Raw genomic sequence first — 1,074 nt, 5'->3', positions numbered from 1 at the left:
AGGGCATGATGCTCCATCTGGCGGAAATCTCAGCCGCCGTGGCACCGGGGGCCCATGCCGTGCTGCTACTCGATCAGGCCGGATGGCACATCTCCGCCGCACTCGTGGTGCCCGCCAATATCACCCTGTTGCCGCTGCCCTCGAAATGCCCCGAACTCAATCCGGTCGAAAACGTCTGGCAGTTCATGCGCGACAACTGGCTCTCGAACCGAATCTTCAAATCTTATGAGGACATCCTCGATCACTGCTGCTTTGCTTGGAACCGCCTCATCAAGCAGCCATGGCGCATTATCTCGATCGGGTTGCGCAAATGGGCACATGAGTGAGCATCAATGAGACTTGGTATTACCCCTTGATGATCCTGGCCGTGCTTGCTGCCTTGTGGCAGGCAGTCCGCCGGGACCGCTTGCGTCTGCCTAGAGACAAAGCCAGTCTTTGTTTTCTCGCTGCCTTTGCATTGATAGCTGTAGCATTTTCGGTCACCGCCCAAGGTTTGCGCGATATGGCCTACAGCGCAAACTTCATAATGTTTGTGCTTTTTGCGCCGTTGAGCGTCGTGCTGAGCAGGGCCGCATCGGGCAGGAACACGGTTGTTTTGGCGACGCTGGCGCTCGCGGGGAGCGTGATCGGAACAGTGATCGCAGCCTATCAAGTCTTTATCGTGGATGCTGGGCGGGCTACCTCATATGGGTCAGATCCAATCTGGTCAACGCAGGCGGCCATAATCGTTGGATTCATCGCCCTGCTGGGGATGGTTTCAAGCACGAGCCGATACCGGTTTTTCTTTGTTCTCGGGCCAATTCTGGGAGTTGCCACGGCTGTCCTCTCGGGCTCAAGGGGGCCTATCTTGGCGGTGCCTTTCCTCGTCATCATATTCGTTCTGTTAGGCGGGCGGCGCTGGTGGATAGCGCTGTTGGCAACGGTCGTAGCCCTTCTGCTTGGCACTAATACCAACGGCGCTCACGATTGACCGGTGTGTGCCCATTCACGCATGCCGATCGATGTTATGGTTGTCGGCTGGTCGACGAGATTTCGCCATGCCTGACAAGCGGCATCGATGATGGCGTCGTAGGT

The 1,074-nt window shown here is 57.1% G+C and carries 2 protein-coding genes; both read left to right on the top strand.

The window, feature by feature from the left end:
* Positions 1 to 326 (top strand): transposase (locus WH91_RS20885; protein ID WP_046172945.1); only part of this gene is annotated, 326 nt, incomplete at its 5' end.
* Positions 323 to 970: a hypothetical protein gene (locus WH91_RS20880; RefSeq protein ID WP_046172944.1), complete on the top strand. Its 648-nt coding sequence runs from the start codon at positions 323 to 325 to the stop codon at positions 968 to 970. The genes WH91_RS20885 and WH91_RS20880, both read left to right, overlap by 4 nt.
* The last annotated feature ends 104 nt before the right edge of the window (positions 971 to 1,074 follow it).

The organism is Devosia psychrophila (genome assembly GCF_000971275.1).
Classification (GTDB): domain Bacteria; phylum Pseudomonadota; class Alphaproteobacteria; order Rhizobiales; family Devosiaceae; genus Devosia; species Devosia psychrophila.
The sequence above is the reverse complement of the archived record's forward strand: the minus strand, read 5'-3'. Positions and strand labels throughout refer to the sequence as shown.